The organism is Promicromonospora sp. NPDC060271 (assembly GCF_042726755.1).
Lineage (GTDB): Bacteria > Actinomycetota > Actinomycetes > Actinomycetales > Cellulomonadaceae > Promicromonospora.
Window position 1 is genome coordinate 1 of the sequence record NZ_JBHXBG010000012.1, and the last position, 17,856, is coordinate 17,856.

The following is a 17,856-nucleotide window of genomic DNA, read 5'->3' on the forward strand; positions in this document are numbered from 1 at the left end:
TTCACGCGCCCCAGGGGGCGCTCCACTTCGGGAACGTCTTACTGCCGGACAAGGCCTTCCTTGCCCTCCGCTCGTCTGTTGCCGCGCCTTGTGCGGTGGGTACGTCCACCAGTCGTTTGGTGGGGTTGGCTTGTGGGTTGGCTTGTGGGTTGGGTTGTGGGTTGGGTTGTGGGTTGGGTTGTGGGTTGGGTTGTGGTCAGGGGGTTAGGAAGCGGCGGGCCGTTTCCAGGAGGATCGGTTTCTCGGTGTCGGCCGTGAAGGTCTCCTCGTCGGCGATGCGGCCCAGGAAGCCGTCGGTCAGCAGGTAGAGCCACGAAGCGATCCGCTCGGGTGGCAGGTCGGTCCTGATCTCGCCCGCCCGTTGGGCCTTCTCCACCCAGGGCAGGAGCAGGTCGCGCTGGGCCTGGGCGTCCTCCTCGAGCTTGGCGGCGACTTCCGGCTGCTGCATGACGCCGCCCACCGCGCGCACGAAGCCCGGCATCCGGGGGTCCGCGGCGTCCTCCGCGCCCTGACTGATGATGTCGAGCAGCACGCCGAGCGGGTCGGTGCGGCCCGCGTAGTGCTCCGCCTGCTCGCGGACCTCCTGGATGCCGAGGGTGAGGATCGCGAGCAGCAGCTCCAGCTTGGTCGGGAAGTAGTGGAAGAACGTGCCCGACCCGATACCCGCCCGCCGGCAGATCTCGGCGGTCGTCGCACCGTCGTACCCGCGCTCGGCGAAGACCGTCAGGGCCGCGTCGATGATGACGAGCCTGCGCGCCTCGTGGCGTGCCGGGTCAACGGTCCGTGCCACGCGTGCCTTCGTCGGCCGACGCCGCCCGGCGCACCTGGATCCGGTCGTCACGGACGCGTGCCACCAGTCCGAGCGCGGCCAGGTCGTCGTCCGCCTTGCGGAGGGCGGCGGCGTCCTTGCGGTCCTCGAGCCGACGGCGGAGCGCCTCGTTCTCCGCGGCGGTGAACCCGGGGCGGCCGTCGAGCCAGCGCTCGAAGCGCTCCTCGTACGGGTCGGCGTCGCGCCACGGCCAGCGGTGCTGCTCCAGGGCGGCCCGGACCTTGGCCCAGGACAGGGTGTCGGCGTCGAGCCGGGCACGGAACCCGCCGTCGGGCCGCAGGAGCACGAGGTACCTCGTGTCACGGAACGCGGCGCCGACGTCGGACCGCTCGATCCACACCTCGCGCTCCTCCTGCCGGTGCTCCAGGTGGTCGTCCGCGACACTCAGGGCCGGCGCCTCGCCCACCGTCATGAAGGCGACGAACGCCCCGCCGAGCAGGCCGAGCCCGCCCAGGATGCCGAGGGTCCAGGCGAGCGGCATCGACTCGACGAGCTTGACCGGCCCAGGCACCGGCAGCGGCGTCGCCTCGATCAGGCCGGCGAGGCCGCCGGCCAACGCGGAGGCGAACCAGCCGAGCACGACGCCGATCACGAGCACGCCCAGGCCGAGCAGGACGGGTAGTGCGGGGTGCTGGCGCACGTCTGTGGTCGTCATGGACCAATTATTGGAGCGCACACTCCATTAATGCAACGGGTTTTCCTCGGGATCGACCAGCTGAGCGATCATCCGGGGCACGCGGTTCTCCAGTGCTCGCCACACGAGCTCGTCGTCCACGCCGTCATACACGTGGGCGATCAGATTCCGCATGCCCTTGAGCGCCCGCCACCCGACGTCGGGGTGCAGCTCCTTGAACCACTCCGGGAGCCGCTCGGCCACCGTCGCGATGTTCAGCACTATGTGCTCGCCGAAACCCCTGCTCCGCTCGCCGTCGAACGTCCGGGCCAGATAGGCCTCCCGCCCTTCGGAGACCAGCTGACGTGCTTGCTCACCGAACCGGGACAGGTCTGCGAGATACCGGGCCACCTTCTCGCGGTCGGCTGCGCCCTCGCCGTCGAGGGGCGCTGCGCCGCCTCCGGTCACAGCGGCACCGCCTCGGCCGTCGCACGCGCGACGGTGGCGCCGCGAGCATCGTCCGGGACCACGTCGACGTGCACACCCAGCACCTCCTCCAGCGCCTCGGTCAGCATGACCTTGTCGAAGATGTCGAAGTCCGCCGGGGTCGTGACCAGCAGGTCGACGTCGGACTCCTCCGTGTCCTCGCCCCGCGCCACGGAACCGAAGACGCGTGGGTTCGTGACCTGGTAGCGGCCGAGCACCTCCCGGACCTGCTCGAGCGCGTTCTCCAGCAGGATCGACGGCCGCACCCGGAGGGCGGCGTCGAGCCGCGCACGGGTCTCCAGCGCGGGACTGCGGACACCATTCTCGATCGCGGCTATCGCCGGCTGCGAGGTTCCGGATCTCGCCGCCAGCTCGCGCTGCGTCAGGCCGGCACGCAGCCGCCGGGTGCGCAGATCCGTCCCGTAGTTGCTCACAGACCGATTATATCGACCTGTGATCAGAGCTCCCTGTTGAAGGATCGCTCCGCACCGATAACGTGACCCCGTGCCCATCAGCTACACCCTTCCCGGCGTCCACATCACCGACCACTCCGTCGACGTCCCGCTCGACTGGTCCCAGCCCGACGACTCACCGACGATCTCGGTGTTCGCCCGTGAGCTCGTGGATCCAACACGCCGCACCGAGGACCTGCCCCTGCTGGTGTTCCTCCAGGGCGGCCCCGGCGGCAAGGGCCCGCGTCCGACCGGCCCGGACGGCTGGGTGGGCACCGCACTGAAGCGGTTCCGCGTGGTACTGCTCGACCAGCGCGGCACCGGGCGCTCCAGCGCGGTCCGGGCGGCGGCGCTCGGCGACCTCGGCACGGCGGAGGAGCAGGCGGAGTACCTCAGCCACTTCCGCGCGGACAACATCGTGCGCGACGCGGAGCACGTCCGGAAGACGCTGTTCGACGGCCGGCGCTGGACCTCGCTGGGCCAGTCGTACGGCGGGTTCATCACCATGACCTACCTGTCGTTCGCGCCGGAGGGCCTGAACGCGAGCCTGGTCACCGGCGGCCTGCCCGGCCTCACGGCGTCGGCGCGCGAGGTCTACGAACGCACCCAGCCACGCGTGGTCGCCAAGAACGAGCAGTTCCGCGCGCGCTACCCGCATGCGGTGAAGGCCCTCGGCCGCATCGCCGACCGGCTCTCCACCGGGAGCGTGACGGAGCCCGGCGGCGACGTCCTGACCGCCCGCCGGTTCCAGACGCTCGGCATGGACTTCGGCATGCAGCCCGGGTTCGAGCGGGTGCACTGGATCCTCGACGAGGCGTTCGACTCACCGCACGGCGGCCCCCTCACCGACACGTTCCTCGCCACGGTCGCGGCCGAGACGTCGTTCGCGACCAACCCGCTGTACGCGGTGCTGCACGAGTCGATCTACGCCCAGTCCCATACCGGCCCGACGGCGTGGGCCGCCCAGTCGGTGCGCGACGCCGATCCGGCCTTCGCCGAGAGCGCCCGGCCACTGCTGATGACCGGCGAGATGATCTACCCCTGGATGTTCGCCGAGATCAGCGCCCTGCGCCCGTTCGAGGCGGCCGCGCACGCCCTCGCCGAGCGGCAGCACTGGCGCGACCTGTACGACCTGCACCGCCTCGCCGAGAACGAGGTGCCCGTCGAGGCCGCCGTGTACTTCGACGACATGTTCGTGGACTCGACGCTCTCCCTCGAGACGGCGGCGCACGTGGGGAACGTCGAGCCGTGGGTCACGAACGAGTTCGAGCACGACGGCCTGCGCCTCGGCGACGTCCTGTCCCGGCTGCTCGACCGTCTGGACGCCCGGGGCGGGCCGCTCATCTAGCGTCGATGACGTTTGCATCCCCTTCGAGGTCTAAGTTGCTCCGTCCTGAATCGGTTCAGAAGGGAGCAGCTTAGACCTCGAAGGGGATGATTCTCGGCAGGTCGGGTCAGCCGCGCAGGGCGGGCACTGACGCGACCACGTAGCCGTCCACCTCGACGACGTCGCCCGCTGCGAGCCCCGGCTTGCCCGCCGGGACGCAGAGCGTCACCTGGAACCCCGCCGTCTCCACCCGTGCGGCGGTGAAGGCCTGGCCGGTGCGGCCGACGGAACGCTGCTCGATCGCGAGCACGACGCCGGTCAGGTGGGCGGTGGCGTCGGTCGACAGGGCGTACGCCCCGGTCGGCTCGAAGCTCAGGTCGGGCACGCCGTCCTCGGCCTGGTCGAGCACCTGGACGGAGTTGCCCAGGACGACGACGGACACCGGACCCTCGACCGGCGGCGACGCCGAGGCGAGCAGGGCGAGCTCCTCGAGCTGGCAGGCGATCTCGGTGATGACCTCGTCGTCCCCGTTCACGAGCTCCGCGAGCACGAGCCCGCCGTCGACGGCCTGCGGCTCGGAGATGATGGCGCCGGGCGCCGCGTAGAACGTCGGCGTGACCACCCGGACCAGGTCGCCCTCCGTGGTGATGATCAGGCGGGCACCGGACACGTCGGTCCAGATGTGCACGCCGACCTCGCCGTCCTTCGCGATGGTCTCCGCCTCGGCGCGGGCCGATGCCACCAGGTCGCGAAAGTCGCTTCGTCGCCAGACGTCCAGTCCGATGCAAGCCAGGTTCGATGCCACGGTTGCCTACGCTAACCCGGCGGCGTGCGAAGGACGCGGCGAAACCTCCGGACTTGTCAGAACCCGGCGGAGGTGTCAGACGCACGGGTCACTCGGGTGACGTGTGCGTCCGACACGTGGGGCCACGTCTGACAGGTCATTCCGGCGCGTGCTTGTCCAGGAAGGCGTACACCTCCGCGTCGTCCACCCCGGGGAACGCACCGCGCGGCAGCGCGGCGAGGATCTGCTGGTGCATGCGCCCCGACGGCCAGGCCTCGCCGGACCAGCGTTCGGTGAGCGCAGGGGCCGGACGCTGGCAGCACGCCGGGTCCGGGCACGTGGAGACCCGTCGCACCTGGGTGTCGCGCCCGCGGAACCACTTGGCGTGCGCGTAGGGCACCCCGACCGTGATGGAGAACGCGCCCGATCCGCCGTCGGGCCCACCGGACGGCGACATCGACCCGGTCTGCGTGGAGCACCAGAACGTCCCGGCGGGCGTGTCGGTGTACTGGTAGAACTCGGTCGCCCGGTCGCGGCGCTCGAACGCCTCGCGGGCGGCCCACCGCCGGCAGATGAGCTGCCCCTCGATGGCGCCCGTGACGTCCTGCGGGAAGGGGAGGCCGTCGTTCGCGTAGCCCCGGAAAAGCGCGCCGTCGGCCCCGACCCGCAGAAAGTGCAGCGGAATGCCGAGGTGGTGCGTCGCGAGGTTGGTGAGCCGCATCGCGGCGGCCTCGTGCGTGATGCCGAACGCGTCCCGGAAGTCCTCCACCGCCAGGTCGCGGTCCCGCTTGCGCGCCTCGAGGAACGGGACCGCCACGAACTGCGGCGCGAGGCAGGCGGCCGCGAAGTACGTGATCTCGACCCGCTGGCGCAGGAACTCGCCGTAGGAGCGCGGCCGGTCGTGCTCGAGCACCCGGTGGGCGAGCGCCTGCAGCGCCAGCGACCGCAGCCCGTGCCCTCCCGGGGTCGACGCCGGGGGCAGGTAGATGCGTCCGTTCCGGAGATCCGTCACGGAGCGGGCGGACCGCGGCAGGTCGTCCACGTGCAGCAGGGTGAAGCCCATCTGCTCCGCCATCCGCGCGACGGTGCGGTGCGTCAGCGCGCCGCCCGTGTACCCGGCTGCCTTGACGAGCTGTTCCGCCACCGCCTCGAACTGCGGGTAGTGGTTGTCGCGCGCCTCCCGCTCCAGACGCAGCTCGGTGTTGGCGCGGCGCGCCTCCTCGGGTGTCGCGATGGCGAGCTGCTCGCGACGCGCCAGCTCCTCGTGCAGGCCGACAAGCTGCTCCAGCACGGGCATCGGCAGCTTCTGGCTCGGCTTGACGGCGGGCACGCCGAGGGTGGTGAACAGCGGCCCGCGCTGGGCGCGGTCGAGCGCGATCTCGAGGGCCGCGCGACGCGACGGCGGCTCCGCGCTGAGCAGCTCGCTCATCGGCACGCCGAAGGCATCCGCGATCGACCGCAGGAGACCGAGGCGTGGTTCGCGCCGCCCGTTCTCGACGAGCGACAGCAGGCTGGGCGCCGAGCCGACCTTCTCGCCCAGCGCGTCGAGGGTGAGCCCTCGCGCGGTGCGCAGGTGCCGGATGCGGCGCCCCAGGGTGATCAGGTCGGTCTCACCGCGCGCTGACGCCTCGTTCGAGCCCGGCACGTCGCCTCCGTCCGTTCGTGTGAGGGCCGTCACCGGGAGACGTCCGGGACAGGCCGACAGGAACCCACTCCTTCACAGTACGTGAAGATCGCCGATTCTTGACAGCCCGTGGACTGGAATTCGGGCGGATCAACACACAAGAGTGGAAACAAGCCCGCCACCGTGGCCTGCCGTACGACGATCGGAGCGCACATGTCCGTCCTCGCGAACCCCCGCCGAACCCGGCTAGTCGCCGAGCTCGTCGCCGACATGACGACCGGCCAGGGCTACAGCACGTCCTCGGAGACCCGGCTGCGCGCCGTGCCGCCGGTCGGTGAGCAGGACGTGCGTGCCTGGGTGGCAGGCGTCGCCGAGCTCACCCAGCCGGACGAGATCGTCTGGTGCGACGGCTCCGCCGCGGAGAAGCAGCGCCTCATCGACCAGATGCTGGCGGCGGGCACGCTCCTCGAGCTCAACCAGGACAAGCGTCCCGGGTCGTACCTCGCCCGCTCCAACCCGGCCGACGTCGCCCGGGTCGAGTCCCGCACGTTCATCTGCTCGCAGGACGAGGAGGACGCCGGCCCCACCAACAACTGGGTGGCTCCTGACGAGATGCGCGCCGAGCTGAAGGGCGTGTTCGAGGGCTCGATGAGGGGCCGCACCATGTACGTGGTGCCGTTCTCCATGGGTCCCGTCGGCGGCCCGATCTCGCAGGTGGGAATCGAGATCACCGACTCGCCGTACGTCGTCGTCTCGATGCACGTCATGACTCGCGTGTCCGCCGAGATCCTGGACCTCATCGACGCGGGGCAGCAGTGGGTCCCCGCCGTGCACTCCGTCGGCGCGCCCCTGGCCGACGGCGAGGCCGACGTCCCCTGGCCGTGCAGCGACACCAAATACATAGTGCACTTCCCGGAGTCCCGGGAGATCTGGTCATACGGCTCCGGCTACGGCGGCAACGCCCTGCTCGGCAAGAAGTGCTTCGCGCTGCGGATCGCCTCGACGATGGCGCGCTCCGACGGCTGGCTCGCCGAGCACATGCTGCTCATCCGCATCACGTCGCCCGAGCAGCGCCAGTACCACCTGGCCGCCGCCTTCCCGAGCGCGTGCGGCAAGACGAACCTCGCGATGCTGCAGCCCACCATCCCGGGCTGGAAGGTCGAGACCCTCGGTGACGACATCGTCTGGATGCGCCCCGGGCCCGACGGCACGCTGCGCGCCATCAACCCCGAGGCCGGCTTCTTCGGCGTCGCGCCGGGCACCGGCATCGACACCAACCCGACGGCCGTCGCGACCTTCGACCGGGACACGATCTTCACGAACGTCGCCCTGACCGACGACGGCGACGTCTGGTGGGAGGGCCTCACGCCGGAGGCGCCGGAGCACCTCATCGACTGGCAGGGTAACGACTGGACGCCCGCCTCCGACAAGCCGGCAGCCCACCCGAACTCCCGCTTCACCGTGGCCGCTGCCCAGTGCCCCACCATCGCGGACACCTGGGAGGACCCGGCGGGCGTGCCGGTCGACGCGATCGTGTTCGGCGGCCGCCGCGCCACCAACGTGCCGCTGGTCGCCCAGTCGTTCGGCTGGGAGCACGGCGTGTTCATGGGCGCCACCATCTCGTCGGAGCGCACGGCGGCTGCCGAGGGCGCGCTCGGTGAGCTGCGCCGCGACCCCTTCGCGATGCTCCCGTTCTGCGGCTACAACATGGCCGACCACTGGGCGCACTGGCTGGAGGTCGGCGCGGGCATCGAGGAGTCGAAGCGCCCGCGGATCTTCCAGGTGAACTGGTTCCGCAAGGGCGAGGACGGCCGCTTCCTGTGGCCCGGCTTCGGCGAGAACTCGCGCGTCATCGAGTGGATCGTCGGCCAGGTCGAGGCGGGGCGCGGCCTGCGGCCGGACGCCTCCGTGGCCTCCCCGGTGGGCGCCCTGCCCGCTCCTGGCACGCTGAACCTTGCCGGCATCGACGTGCCGGACGCCGACCTGGCCGCCCTCTTCGACGTCCCGACGGAGCCGTGGCTGGCCGAGGCCGAGCTGACCGAGGAGTTCTTCGCGCAGTTCGGCGACCACACGCCGGCCGCGCTGCGTGCCCAGCTCGACGCCCTGAAGGAGCGTCTGGCCCGCTGACTTCGGACGGCCGACGGCGCGGCTTCCCTGGGTGGCTACCCGTCGCGCCGTCGACCGTCCGAACCAAGTTCCCCGGCCGGGTTATTGAGGCATCCCGGCCGGGGATCTTATTTCTCCGGGAGCGCCCGACTTTCCGGGGACCGCCCGTCGTGCGCTGCGGTCAGCCGCAGAGCTGGTGCACCGGGGTCGACCGCATGGCGCCGCGCCACTCGATGATTCCCCGCGCGCCGACGCAGACCCCGTTGGCGCGCCCGATCGACGCCGGACCGGTGCGGTAGCGGTAGTCACCGCCCACACCGGAGGAGCTGCTCCGGGTCCAGATCTGGACCTCGGTGTACGCCCACACTCCCCAGCTCGGGCCGGTGTGCGCAGTCTCGGCACACTTGGTGCCGGAGCCACGGTCGTGGAAGACGTTCAGCCACGCGACCGTACGGCGGCCGACCTTGATCGGCTTGTGCACTATGCGGCTCCCCGGGCAGGCGGTGGCCATCGACCCGACCTGTCCTGCCGACGACGCCGGGGCCGCCGCCACCGCCGGTGCGGCCAGCACGGGCGCGGCCGGCACGGGCGCGGCGGCCGCGGCGGTGGCGGGCAGCGCAAGGGTCAGGGCCGTGACCAGCGCCATGGTCCGTCTGCCCCAGGGCTTCCGAGGGGTGGTGATCATGACTGCCTCCAAGGATCGTTGTGAACCGGCACGCGTGCCCACCGCACGCGCGCCGACCGTAACCGCGGCAGTCGGGGACCCCTCCCGGGTACGCCCGCTCAGTACCGCATCCCCATCAGGTCGCGGACCTCGTCGAGGGTGCAGTCCGCTATCGCGTTCGCCCGGGCGTTGCCGCTCGCGAGCACCTCGGCGAGGTACCGCGGTCCCGCCGAGGCAAGCTCCTGCCGCCGGGCACGGAGCGGGCGCAGGCCCTCCACCACCGCCTCGCTGACGATCTCCTTGAGCCGCCCCGCGCCGGCCGAGCCCACCTCGTCGGCGAGCGTCCCCGGCGACGTCCCGGTGAAGTGGGCACCGATCTGGAGGAGGTTCGCGATCTCGGGCCGACGCTCCGGCTCGTAGGTGATCGTCCGGTCCGCGTCGGTCCTGGCCCGCTTGAAGTACGCCATGGTCTCGTCCGCCGAGGCGCGCAGCTCCAGCGCGTTCCCGCGCGACTTCGACATCTTGGCGCCGTCGTTGCCCAGGATCGTGAGGGACTGCGCGATGAGCGCGTCCGGCTCGGGGAAGTACGGCTGCGCGGCCGAGTACCGCTGGTTGAAGCGCCGCGCCACCATCCGGGTGGTCTCGAGGTGCGGTAGCTGGTCCTCGCCGACCGGCACGAGGTTGCCGTGGCAGAACAGGATGTCGGCGGCCTGGTGCACCGGGTAGGTGAACAGCAGGCCGCTCGTCCCCCGCCTGCCTCGCTCGGCCGCGGCCGCCGCCTCGGCCTTCACCGTGGGGTTGCGCTCCAGCTCGGCGACGGTGACCAGCGAGAGGAACGGCAGCAGAAGCTGGTTCAGCGCCGGCACCGCCGAATGCGTGAAGACGGTGCTGCGCTCCGGATCCAGGCCGGCCGCCAGATAGTCGAGCAGCACCTCGCGGACGGTGGCGGGCAGGTCCCCGGCGTCGTCCCGGTCGGTGATGACCTGGTAGTCGGCGACGATCAGGAACACCTCGACGCCCAGGTCCTGCAGGCGCACCCGGTTCTCGACGGTCCCGAGCAGGTGACCGAGGTGCAGCGCGCCTGTGGGTCGGTCCCCGGTCAGGACCCGGTACTCCCCCGGGTTCCGGGCGATCCGGCTCTCCAGGACGGCGCTGCGTTCGCGGGCCGCCGCGGCGGACCGGGTAGTGCTGCGTGGCTCGCGGGGTGTGCCGGACGGCGAGGTGGTCGCCTGGGGCGTGATGGTGACGGACATGGGGGTCTCCTTCGGTCGAGGAGCTGCCCGCGCACGACGTCGGGCACAGAAAAAGTCCCGGCTGCGGCGAGCAGCTCGGGACTTCTGTGCGGTGGGCGCGTCAGGTCACGGCTGCGAGTGCAGCCGCCACCAGCTCAGCCCGTGCGTCATGCGGTCAGGGTATGCGGAGGTCCGGCGCTGAGCAATGCCCACGGGCGGGACGGAGCTCCGCCGTCGGGCAGCGAGAATGGATACGTGCCGCACTCCGCCGATGCCCCCACGCTGCCAGAGACCCCGCTCGCCCACGTCGTGTACTTCGAACCGCGCATCCCTGGGAACACCGGGTCCGCGATCCGGCTCGCGGCGGTCACCGGGGCCCGGCTGCACCTGGTGGAGCCGCTGGGCTTCGACCTCTCGGAGGCCAAGCTGAAGCGCGCGGGCCTCGACTACCACGACCTCGCCGTCATGGACGTGCACCCCTCGCTGGACGCGGCGCTCGACGCCCTCCCGGACGCGCGCGTCTTCGCGTTCACGACCCGGGCCACCACTCGGTTCACCGACGTCGAGTACCGGCCGGGTGACGTCCTGCTGTTCGGGCCGGAGCCCACCGGCCTGCCGCCCGAGGCGCTCGCCCATCCGCGGGTCACCGACGAGCTGCGGATCCCGATGCTGCCCGGGCGCAGGTCGCTCAACCTGACGAACGCGGCGTCGATCGCGGTGTACGAGGTGTGGCGGCAGGCGGGGTTCGCCGAGGGGGCGTGACGCAGGTGAACTCGGGGGCACGCCTCAAGAGAGCCCGAGGTGTACGAGCAGGGCGTCATCGAGCTCGGCAGCCTCCTCAGCGGACAGCTTCCCGACACGGTTCACCAGGCGCGCCATGTCGACTGCACGCACCTGTTCCGCCTGCGCCTTGGAGTCGACGGGCAGCCCTGAGCCCTGCTTCGAGACCAGCGTCTGGAACGAGTGCACCCGCTTGACGTTGCTTGTCAGCGGCACGACGGTCAGCACGCCGCGCCCGAGCCGTCGAGCCGCTGCGTTATAGGCGTCATTCGACACGATCACGACAGGACGAACCTTGTTCGCCTCGGACCCCCGAACCGGGTCGAGGTCCGCGTACCAGATCTCACCGCGGTACATCGGACTCCAGTCCGTCGGCCACTGTCACGTCCCAGATCTCTGCTTCACCTGAGTCATACCACTCTGCGATCGCCTGCTCAGCCTCGAGCGTGAGTGCCATCTGCCGCAGTGCGACGATCGCCTCGTGGACGGCGGCCGACCGGGAGCCGAGCCCTTTGTCCTCCGCATAGTCGTCCAGGAACCGTAGATCCTGTTCCGGAATGCTCACACTGACCTTCATACCGGAGATCCTACCCGAACTGCCCCGTTCTGGACCAGGGGTAGTACCCAGGTGGCACCTACCCGGCTACGGCCGGACGACGAGCACACGCCCCGGCGCCAGCTCGTACCTCCCGGGACGCACGCCGGGGCTCGCGGGGCCGGCCTGCGCGAGCACCGTGACCGGCGGCTCGGCCACCACCCGGTCCGACGTCGGGAACCACGTGCGGCCCGGGCTCACCAGGATGAGCATGCCGTCGATGTGCCCGGCCGGGCTGAACGTCGCCGAGCCGTCCGGGTAGCGCCCGATGCCGGCGTCGGTGAGCCGGTCGGCGGTGCCCGGGACGTCGGGCACCGCGATGCCGACCTCGCTCACGGAGAGCAGGTCGCCGGGGCCGAACGGGGCAGGCTGGGTGCCGGGCACGTGCGGGCTCGAGGCCTTCGCCCCCGACGCGTGCCCGGCATCCAGGTTCGAGGGCAGATCACGGCGCGCGATGACCTCCAGGACCGACCGGTCCGGACCCGGGAAGTAGAGCGACCGCGCGTTCCATTCGGGCTGCGCCTCGAACTCCGTCCGGTCGCCGTCGCTCAGCAGCCCTGGGCCCGCCGCGAGGAAGGCTCGGGCCGCGTCGAACCGCGCGTCGTCGATGAGAAAGGCGTAGTGCTGGTCGCCCACGGCGTCGGCGTCCTCCCGGAACCGGACCACCGATCGGCCGACGGTGACCTCCACCGCGCCGATCTCCTTCCGCACCGGCAGGCGAAGGACTGTCTGGTAGTACGCGGCGGTCTCCGTGATCGATCGGGTCACCGTGTCGACGCTCATGATCTGCATGCGGCCCAGCCAACAACCCCAACCTTGGTTGAGGTCAACCCCGCTACGAGAGCAGCCAGGAGGCCGACCGGCGCAGGAGCTCGCGGTGGCCCGCCGAGGCGTACGAGCGCGCGTCGTGGCCCAGCGCCGAGTAGACGGTGCGTCCGCCGTGCGCGTCGTTGACCCACAGGATCGGCTGCTCGGCGCCGTCGTCGTCCACCGTGGTGCCGAGCACGCGCGCGCCCGGAGTCACCTGCAGGCGGCAGTACCGCTCGTCGAAGGCTTCGACGGCGTCGAGACCTTCGGTGACCGGGTGTCCCTGCGCCAGCTCGAACCGCGCCTGGCCGATCGGAGGATGCATGGACTCGCCCGGAATCCACCGTCCGCCGAGCACCTCCGGCCACTCGGGTGCGTCGTAGAAGGTGTTGGCGGCCTGGTGCAGGCCGAGCACCGCTGCCCCGGCCCGCGCCCAGCCCGCCAGCCGGGTGTGGAAGGCGAGCCAGTCGTCGTCGGACCCGTCGAACTCGGGGTCCCGGCGACCCGAGCCGCCGTTGACCACCAGGAGGCCCACGGAGTCGAGGTCGTCCAGCGCGTCCCGGAAGATCCCCCGGACCTCGACCGCACCCAGGTCACCGATGATCCCGGCAACCTGGTGCGACGTCGCGGCGTGGTCGTGCCAGGGGTCCTCGTAGCGTCCGCGGCCGGACAGGATGAGGATGCGCTTCGTCGTCACGATGCGATCCTGCCACGACGTCCGTGGCCTACGGGACTACGAGCACCTTGCCCCGCGCTCGCCCCGACCCGAGGCGCCGGAACGCCTCGACGGTGCCGTCGAGCCCGTAGCGCCGGTCGATCCGGGGCAGCACGTCGCCGGCGACGAGAAGCCGGGCCAGCTCGTCCAGGTCGGCCCGCTGGTTGGGACGCCAGAAGAACGTGGACATCCGGGTCCCGGTCAGCCTGCCGACGACCGGACCCAGGAGCGCCTTCTCCGCGAACGAGCCGATCCGCCGCGCGACCAGCACGTACCGCCCGCCCGGGGCCAGCGAACGCCGGAGCGCCACCAGGGACCGGGTGTCGGCGATGTCGAGGACGACGTCGAACCGCCGGTCACCCCGCACGAAGTCCTCGCGGGTGTAGTCGATCACCTCGTCCGCACCCAGCTCCCGGAGGAAGTCGAGCTTGTCACCGTGATCGACGGCGGTCACGACGGCTCCGCGCGCCTTCGCCATCTGCACGGCGAACGGCCCGACGCAGCCCCCGGCCCCGTTGACCAGCACCCGCTCGCCCGGCCGGATCGGCCCGACGGCACGCAGGCTCTGCAGGGCGAGTGTTCCGGAGTGCGGGGCGGTGGCGGCGACGTCGAACGGGACACCGTCCGGCAGGGGCGCCAGGGCCGACGCCGGGACGAGCACCCGGTCGGCCAACGCGCCGTGCCCGCTGTCGAAGAGGTCGGCCCAGACCCGATCGCCCGGCCGGAGCCCGGTCACGTCCGGCCCCACTTCCTCGACCGTCCCCGCCACGTCGACCCCCACCCGGCGGTTGGTTGGCCGCACCAGCCCTGTCCCGAGGCGGGCGAGACGCGGGAGGCCGAGGAGGTGATCGAGGTCCGCCATGTTCAGGGAGGCTGCGGCGACCCGGACCACCACCTCGCCGGGGCCCGGGACCGGGTCCTCGACCGTGGACACCCGAAGGATGTCGACAGGGCCGTACGCGTCCCGGAGCACTGCCCTCACGCGGTGCCGCCCGAGGCGACCGGCGCCCGCCGGAGCGCGAGGAAGTCGGTGACGCCGAAGAGACGGGCGACCCCACGGTCCCGTTTGGACAGGTAGGGCAGGGCCTCAGCCGGTTCCACGACCTGCGGGGCCACCTGGTGCGTGTACCCCTCGACCCGCAGCTCCGCGGAGCCCGCCGCGCGGATGTTCCGCAGCCAGTCCACGTCCGGTCCGTACGGGAGGTAGACGAGGAAGTCGTCGTCCATCGGATACACGGTGATCGGTGTCGCGTACGGCGCACCCGACCGCCGGCCGACGTGGCGGATCAGCGCGGCGGACGCACCGGGCTCGCCTGCCGTCCGCAGCTCGATGGGGCGGCCGAACCGCTTGCTGAACCTGCGGATGGCGCCGAGCCCGCGGCGGTTCTTGGTACGCATCGTCACCACGAGGGCGAGGAACGCAGCGAGTGCCACCGCCAGCAGCCCTCCGACCGTCCAGAGGATCCAGGTCCACATGACATCTACCTTCTCGAAGAGACTTACGGTGTAAGCCTTACGACGTAAGGTAGGCCCGTGCGCGGGGCCCGTCAAGGGTTCTGCCGACGTAGGATCGCGAGACCATGACTTCACCCAGGACGACGGGCACGGCCCAACGGAGCGCCCTGACGCGCGCCCGGGTGCTCGAGTCGGCGGTCGCCCTGGCCGACCGCGACGGCCTCGGGTCACTCACCATGCGCAGCCTGGCCCGCGAGCTCGGGATCGAGGCGATGTCGCTCTATCACCACGTCGCCAACAAGGAAGACCTCCTGGACGGCGTGGTCGACGTCGTCGCGGCGGAGATCCAGGACGCCGTCGGCCGGCTGGAGCCCGTGGCCGACGACGCGCCCCGGTCCTCGTGGAAGCCGGCCATGCGCCGGCAGATCCTCACGGCCCGGGCGGTGCTGCTGCGCCACCCGTGGGCGTCGACGGTCCTGGAGACCAGGAAGTCCTTCAGCCTGCACGTCGTCCGGTACTACGACTCGCTGATCGGGCTGATGCGGCGCGGCGGATTCTCGTACGACCTGGTCCACCACGCCATGCACGCGCTGGGCAGCCGTGCGCTCGGCTTCTCCCAGGAGCTCTTCGAGCCCGACGGCGCCACGGCGGGCTCGGCGGCCGGTGGCGGCGCCAAGGAGGGCGCCGCCGACGCCGCCACCGCGATGCTCATGCAGATGGCCGACCAGGTCCCGCACATGGTCGAGATGCTCGCCGCCGTCAGCCACGACGACGCCGACCCCACCCTCGGCTGGTGCGACGACCAGACCGAGTTCGAGTTCGGCCTGGACATCATCCTCGACGGGCTCGACCGGCTGGCCGAGCGCGAGCGGCCCTGACCCGGGTCAGCGCAGGGGGTCGAACGGCCGGATCTCCTCGGGCACCTGACCCGTGGTGATCAACGCCGCCAGCGCCCGGCCCGTCGCCGGGCCGAGCACCATGCCCCACATGCCGTGACCGCCTGCCACGTAGACGCCGGGCGCGGCCGTCCGGCCAACGAGCGGCAGCCCGTCCGGCGTCACCGGCCGGGAACCCACCCACTCGTCCTCGCGGGAGTCCAGGTCCACACCTTCGAACAGGCCCCGGACGGAGCTCACTATCGCGTCGACGCGGGCGGGCTGGAACGGCTCGTCGGGCCCGCGGAACTCCATGGTCCCGGCGATCCGCAGCCGCCCCTGGTACGGCGTGCAGGCCACGCGCCTGGCCGGAAAGTAGACGGGGTGGTCGATCGGCGGGCCCGCCACGGGCACGCTGAACGAGTAGCCCCGTCCCGCCTGCACCCGGGTCCGCACCCCGAACCGCTGCGCCAGCTCCGGGAGCCACGCGCCCGTGGCGAGCACCACGGCGTCGGACGTCACGGCGTCGTGTCCGTGGACCGCTGTCTCGACGCCGCCCGGGACCACGCGGACGCCCTCGACCCGGGCGTCCGAGAGCACCTTCGCGCCGCGTGCGCTGACCGACGTCGCGAGGGCCTGCACATAGGCCCCCGGATCGATGTACCGCTGGCCCTCGAGCGTCCAGGTCGACTGAACCGCCCGGGAGAGGTGCGGCACACGGACGCCGTCGGGCATCCTCGAGAGGCGGACCTCCTGGCCCGCCTTGGCCACGCCGCGCAGCTCGTGCACGAACGGGCGCGACTCCCGCTCCCGCTCGAACCCGACCACCCAGCGGCTCGGGTGCGACGTCGCGTGCACGCCACCGGCCTCGAGCTCGTCGTACGCCTCGAGCGCGAGCCGGTCGATCGGGGTCAGGGCTGCCATGGCGCGCTGCCACGCACCGTGCGTCGCGTTCGCCATGAAGCGCACGAGGAACGCCCACAGGGCGCCGTCGAACCGGAAGGGGACGCTGAGGGCCGCGCTGGGGTCCAGCATCGCCTTGGGTCCATAGGCCCAGAGCGACGGGTCGGCCAGCGGCATCGCCATGCCCGGGGTGAGCCAGCCGGCATTACCCCAGGACGCCCCTGCCGCGACGCCGTGCCGGTCGAGGACCGTCACCTCCACACCACGTTCCTGCAGGTGCCAGGCGGTCGCGAGGCCGACCATGCCTGCTCCGACGACTGTCGCGGTCTTCATCTCGGACACGCTCGTGCTCCTTCTCTCCAGGGCCGTACCTCGGTACCCCTCCCCGTCGAGCGGTGAACCCTCCAATCGTCCGCCCGCCGGATCGATATGGCGCAACGGCTCCGTGAAGTGCGGTGGAACGTGTGGTGTGGATTTCCTGGTTGTCCCGCTCCGGCGCCGGGGCGGACGCCGGAGCGGGCGTCCCACGCTCGCGTCCCTCTCAGGCGAGGGGCTGCGCCAGGGGTTCGATCGCCGCGATCTCGTCCTCGGTGAGCGGGCCCGCCGAGAGCGCCGCCACGTTGTCCTCGAGCTGCGCCACAGACGACGCGCCGATGAGCGCCGAGGTCACGCGGCTGTCGCGCAGCACCCAGGCGAGCGCGAGCTGTGCGAGCGTCTGGCCGCGGCCCTCCGCGATCTCGTTGAGCGCCTTGGCCCGGCCCAGGTAGTCCTCGGTGAGCGCGCCGGACGAGAGGAACGGCGAGTCCGGACGGGCCGCACGGGATCCCTCCGGCGCCGCACCCGCGAGGTACTTGCTGGTCAGCAGGCCCTGCTGCAGCGGGGAGAACACGATGGTCCCGACCCCCAGCTCACCGACGACGTCGAGCAGCGACTCGCTCTGCCTGCCGTCGTAGGGGTCCTCGTGGGCGGGGTTCTCGATGTGCCGGTTGAGCATCGAGTAGGACGGCTGGTGGATGAGCAGCGGGACACCCAGGTCGCGGAGGACCAGCGCCGCCTCGCGCGTCCGCGCCGGCGAGTAGTTCGAGACGCCGACGTAGAGCGCCTTGCCCTGCTGGACCGCCGACGCGAGCGCGCCCATCGTCTCCTCGAGCGGCGTCGAGGGGTCCGGCCGGTGGTGGTAGAAGACGTCGACGTAGTCGACCCCCATCCGGGCGAGCGACTGGTCCAGGGAGGCCAGCAGGTACTTGCGCGACCCGTGGTCCCCGTACGGGCCGGGCCACATGTCGTAGCCCGCCTTGGTCGAGAGGATCAGCTCGTCGCGGTACGGCTTGAGGTCCGCCGCGAAGTGCCGCCCGAAGTTCACCTCGGCGGACCCGTACGGCGGGCCGTAGTTGTTCGCCAGGTCGAGGTGGGTCACGCCCAGGTCGAGCGCGCGGCGCAGGATGGCGCGCTGGGCGTCGAACGGGCTGGTGTCACCGAAGTTGTGCCAGAGCCCGAGGGAGAGCGCGGGCAGGTCCAGGCCGGAGCGGCCGGTCCGGCGGTAGGTCATGGTGTCGTAGCGGTTCTCCGCCGCGAGGTACCGGGGTTCGAGAGGCATGCCGTCATCGTG

At 71.6% G+C, this 17,856-nt stretch carries 20 protein-coding genes; 4 read left to right on the forward strand and 16 right to left on the reverse strand.

Annotated elements, in window-relative coordinates:
* Window positions 1-196 precede the first annotated feature (196 nt).
* The 4 genes from ACFWE2_RS03410 to ACFWE2_RS03425 are packed head-to-tail and all read right to left on the reverse strand — an operon-like array spanning window position 197 to window position 2,362.
* Window positions 197-790, reverse strand: a complete 594-nt coding sequence (locus tag ACFWE2_RS03410) for a TetR/AcrR family transcriptional regulator (protein ID WP_377222802.1) — start codon at window positions 788-790, stop codon at window positions 197-199.
* Window positions 774-1,484 (reverse strand): hypothetical protein, encoded by a 711-nt coding sequence (locus ACFWE2_RS03415; RefSeq protein ID WP_377222803.1) that lies wholly within the window; start codon window positions 1,482-1,484, stop codon window positions 774-776. Before ACFWE2_RS03415 ends, ACFWE2_RS03410 begins: the two co-directional genes overlap by 17 nt.
* A gap of 27 nt (window positions 1,485-1,511) precedes the next feature.
* Window positions 1,512-1,910: a DUF86 domain-containing protein gene (locus tag ACFWE2_RS03420; RefSeq protein WP_377222804.1), complete on the reverse strand. Its 399-nt coding sequence runs from the start codon at window positions 1,908-1,910 to the stop codon at window positions 1,512-1,514.
* The gene (locus tag ACFWE2_RS03425; protein WP_377222805.1) at window positions 1,907-2,362 is read right to left on the reverse strand and encodes a helix-turn-helix domain-containing protein; all 456 of its coding nucleotides are present in this window, start codon (window positions 2,360-2,362) and stop codon (window positions 1,907-1,909) included. The genes ACFWE2_RS03420 and ACFWE2_RS03425 overlap by 4 nt, the downstream gene beginning before the upstream one ends.
* A gap of 70 nt (window positions 2,363-2,432) precedes the next feature.
* On the opposite strand from ACFWE2_RS03425, the gene ACFWE2_RS03430 reads away from it, so the two are divergent.
* Window positions 2,433-3,728 carry an alpha/beta fold hydrolase gene (locus tag ACFWE2_RS03430; RefSeq protein ID WP_377222806.1) on the forward strand — a complete coding sequence of 432 codons (1,296 nt, stop codon included), beginning with the start codon at window positions 2,433-2,435 and terminating at the stop codon, window positions 3,726-3,728.
* 106 nt (window positions 3,729-3,834) lie between these two features.
* Here the strand turns inward: ACFWE2_RS03430 and ACFWE2_RS03435 are convergent, their stop codons facing one another.
* A complete protein-coding gene (locus ACFWE2_RS03435; RefSeq protein WP_377222807.1) occupies window positions 3,835-4,449 on the reverse strand; it encodes a hypothetical protein in 615 nt (204 codons plus the stop codon).
* 199 nt (window positions 4,450-4,648) lie between these two features.
* Window positions 4,649-6,136, reverse strand: a complete 1,488-nt coding sequence (locus ACFWE2_RS03440; RefSeq protein WP_377222808.1) for a helix-turn-helix domain-containing protein — start codon at window positions 6,134-6,136, stop codon at window positions 4,649-4,651.
* A gap of 192 nt (window positions 6,137-6,328) precedes the next feature.
* Between ACFWE2_RS03440 and ACFWE2_RS03445 the strand changes: the two genes are divergently transcribed.
* Window positions 6,329-8,242 carry a phosphoenolpyruvate carboxykinase (GTP) gene (locus ACFWE2_RS03445; RefSeq protein WP_377222809.1) on the forward strand — a complete coding sequence of 638 codons (1,914 nt, stop codon included), beginning with the start codon at window positions 6,329-6,331 and terminating at the stop codon, window positions 8,240-8,242.
* Window positions 8,243-8,402: 160 nt separating this feature from the next.
* Here the strand turns inward: ACFWE2_RS03445 and ACFWE2_RS03450 are convergent, their stop codons facing one another.
* Both ACFWE2_RS03450 and trpS read right to left on the reverse strand, forming a co-directional pair.
* A complete protein-coding gene (locus ACFWE2_RS03450; protein WP_377222810.1) occupies window positions 8,403-8,906 on the reverse strand; it encodes a hypothetical protein in 504 nt (167 codons plus the stop codon).
* A gap of 98 nt (window positions 8,907-9,004) precedes the next feature.
* Complete coding sequence (gene trpS / locus ACFWE2_RS03455; RefSeq protein WP_377222811.1) at window positions 9,005-10,138, reverse strand: tryptophan--tRNA ligase; 1,134 nt, start codon at window positions 10,136-10,138, stop codon at window positions 9,005-9,007.
* A gap of 261 nt (window positions 10,139-10,399) precedes the next feature.
* Here trpS and ACFWE2_RS03460 point away from each other — a divergent pair, with 261 nt between their 5' ends.
* On the forward strand, window positions 10,400-10,879 hold the full coding sequence (locus tag ACFWE2_RS03460; protein WP_377222849.1) for a tRNA (cytidine(34)-2'-O)-methyltransferase: 480 nt from the start codon (window positions 10,400-10,402) through the stop codon (window positions 10,877-10,879).
* 24 nt (window positions 10,880-10,903) lie between these two features.
* On the opposite strand, the gene ACFWE2_RS03465 is transcribed toward ACFWE2_RS03460, so the two are convergent.
* The 6 genes from ACFWE2_RS03465 to ACFWE2_RS03490 all read right to left on the reverse strand — a co-directional run bounded on the left by ACFWE2_RS03465 (window position 10,904) and on the right by ACFWE2_RS03490 (window position 14,490).
* The gene (locus tag ACFWE2_RS03465) at window positions 10,904-11,254 is read right to left on the reverse strand and encodes a type II toxin-antitoxin system PemK/MazF family toxin (RefSeq protein ID WP_377222812.1); all 351 of its coding nucleotides are present in this window, start codon (window positions 11,252-11,254) and stop codon (window positions 10,904-10,906) included.
* Window positions 11,241-11,474 carry an antitoxin gene (locus ACFWE2_RS03470; RefSeq protein WP_377222813.1) on the reverse strand — a complete coding sequence of 78 codons (234 nt, stop codon included), beginning with the start codon at window positions 11,472-11,474 and terminating at the stop codon, window positions 11,241-11,243. The genes ACFWE2_RS03465 and ACFWE2_RS03470 overlap by 14 nt, the downstream gene beginning before the upstream one ends.
* Window positions 11,475-11,540: 66 nt before the next feature.
* Window positions 11,541-12,284, reverse strand: a complete 744-nt coding sequence (locus tag ACFWE2_RS03475) for a hypothetical protein (RefSeq protein WP_377222814.1) — start codon at window positions 12,282-12,284, stop codon at window positions 11,541-11,543.
* A gap of 43 nt (window positions 12,285-12,327) precedes the next feature.
* Window positions 12,328-12,996 carry a ThuA domain-containing protein gene (locus ACFWE2_RS03480; RefSeq protein WP_377222815.1) on the reverse strand — a complete coding sequence of 223 codons (669 nt, stop codon included), beginning with the start codon at window positions 12,994-12,996 and terminating at the stop codon, window positions 12,328-12,330.
* Between the two features lie 28 nt (window positions 12,997-13,024).
* Window positions 13,025-13,996, reverse strand: a complete 972-nt coding sequence (locus ACFWE2_RS03485) for an NAD(P)-dependent alcohol dehydrogenase (RefSeq protein WP_377222816.1) — start codon at window positions 13,994-13,996, stop codon at window positions 13,025-13,027.
* On the reverse strand, window positions 13,993-14,490 hold the full coding sequence (locus tag ACFWE2_RS03490; protein WP_377222817.1) for a nitroreductase family deazaflavin-dependent oxidoreductase: 498 nt from the start codon (window positions 14,488-14,490) through the stop codon (window positions 13,993-13,995). Before ACFWE2_RS03490 ends, ACFWE2_RS03485 begins: the two co-directional genes overlap by 4 nt.
* A 104-nt stretch (window positions 14,491-14,594) precedes the next feature.
* On the opposite strand from ACFWE2_RS03490, the gene ACFWE2_RS03495 reads away from it, so the two are divergent.
* Window positions 14,595-15,347, forward strand: a complete 753-nt coding sequence (locus ACFWE2_RS03495; protein WP_377222818.1) for a TetR/AcrR family transcriptional regulator — start codon at window positions 14,595-14,597, stop codon at window positions 15,345-15,347.
* A gap of 6 nt (window positions 15,348-15,353) precedes the next feature.
* On the opposite strand, the gene ACFWE2_RS03500 is transcribed toward ACFWE2_RS03495, so the two are convergent.
* Both ACFWE2_RS03500 and ACFWE2_RS03505 read right to left on the reverse strand, forming a co-directional pair.
* Window positions 15,354-16,580: an NAD(P)/FAD-dependent oxidoreductase gene (locus ACFWE2_RS03500; RefSeq protein ID WP_377222850.1), complete on the reverse strand. Its 1,227-nt coding sequence runs from the start codon at window positions 16,578-16,580 to the stop codon at window positions 15,354-15,356.
* Between the two features lie 208 nt (window positions 16,581-16,788).
* Window positions 16,789-17,844, reverse strand: a complete 1,056-nt coding sequence (locus ACFWE2_RS03505; RefSeq protein ID WP_377222819.1) for an aldo/keto reductase — start codon at window positions 17,842-17,844, stop codon at window positions 16,789-16,791.
* Between the last annotated feature and the right edge of the window lie 12 nt (window positions 17,845-17,856).

Coding starts and splice junctions, on each gene's coding strand:
- ACFWE2_RS03415 (WP_377222803.1), bottom strand. CDS start 1,484: ATGACGACCACAGACGTGCGCCAGCACCCCGCACTACCCGTCCTGCTC.
- ACFWE2_RS03445 (WP_377222809.1), top strand. CDS start 6,329: ATGTCCGTCCTCGCGAACCCCCGCCGAACCCGGCTAGTCGCCGAGCTC.
- ACFWE2_RS03450 (WP_377222810.1), bottom strand. CDS start 8,906: ATGATCACCACCCCTCGGAAGCCCTGGGGCAGACGGACCATGGCGCTG.
- trpS (WP_377222811.1), bottom strand. CDS start 10,138: ATGTCCGTCACCATCACGCCCCAGGCGACCACCTCGCCGTCCGGCACA.
- ACFWE2_RS03465 (WP_377222812.1), bottom strand. CDS start 11,254: ATGTACCGCGGTGAGATCTGGTACGCGGACCTCGACCCGGTTCGGGGG.
- ACFWE2_RS03470 (WP_377222813.1), bottom strand. CDS start 11,474: ATGAAGGTCAGTGTGAGCATTCCGGAACAGGATCTACGGTTCCTGGAC.
- ACFWE2_RS03475 (WP_377222814.1), bottom strand. CDS start 12,284: ATGCAGATCATGAGCGTCGACACGGTGACCCGATCGATCACGGAGACC.
- ACFWE2_RS03490 (WP_377222817.1), bottom strand. CDS start 14,490: ATGTGGACCTGGATCCTCTGGACGGTCGGAGGGCTGCTGGCGGTGGCA.
- ACFWE2_RS03495 (WP_377222818.1), top strand. CDS start 14,595: ATGACTTCACCCAGGACGACGGGCACGGCCCAACGGAGCGCCCTGACG.
- ACFWE2_RS03500 (WP_377222850.1), bottom strand. CDS start 16,580: ATGAAGACCGCGACAGTCGTCGGAGCAGGCATGGTCGGCCTCGCGACC.
- ACFWE2_RS03505 (WP_377222819.1), bottom strand. CDS start 17,844: ATGCCTCTCGAACCCCGGTACCTCGCGGCGGAGAACCGCTACGACACC.